This window comes from Deinococcus pimensis DSM 21231, from assembly GCF_000519345.1.
Lineage (GTDB): Bacteria > Deinococcota > Deinococci > Deinococcales > Deinococcaceae > Deinococcus_A > Deinococcus_A pimensis.
Genome location: NZ_KI912635.1, coordinates 112,438 through 112,949, shown reverse-complemented (window position 1 = coordinate 112,949; position 512 = coordinate 112,438). Strand labels below are relative to the sequence as shown.

The 512-nt window shown below is 74.4% G+C and carries 1 protein-coding gene; it reads left to right on the top strand.

The annotated features are described in order from the left end of the window. Positions 1-512, top strand: a 512-nt coding sequence (locus DEIPI_RS29460; protein WP_045233862.1) for an ABC transporter transmembrane domain-containing protein, incomplete at both ends; no start/stop codon positions are given.

Sequence of the window (512 nt, the reverse complement as noted above, 5' to 3'; positions counted from 1 at the left end):
AGCTCGTCACGACCGCCACCTCGGGCGTCTCGAAGCTCGACGGGCTCGTGGGGCGCTTCGTGCCGGGCTCCGCGTTCGCGGCCGTCGTGCCCCCGCTCGTGGCCCTCACGGTGCTCGTCCTCGATCCCGCGAGCGGGCTGCTGCTGCTGCTCACGGGGCCCCTCGTGGTGGTGTTCCTGTGGCTCGTCGGGACGCGCGCGGAGGCCGCGTCCCGCGAGCGCTGGGAGGCGCTCGGTCAGCTCGGGGCGCTCCTCGCGGACACCCTGCGGGTCCTGCCGACCCTCGTGACGTACGGGCAGGCCCGAAGCAGCACGGGCTGGCTCTCGGCGGTCGGCGAGGCGTACCGGGCGGGCACGATGAGGGTGCTGCGCGTCGCGTTCCTGTCGGGCTTCGTGCTGGAGTTCGGCGCGACGCTGTGCACGGCGCTCGTGGCGGTCACGGTGGGCGTGCGCCTCTTCGAGGGCCGACTGGAGTTCGAGCGGGCGCTCCTCGTGCTGCTGCTCACGCCGGAG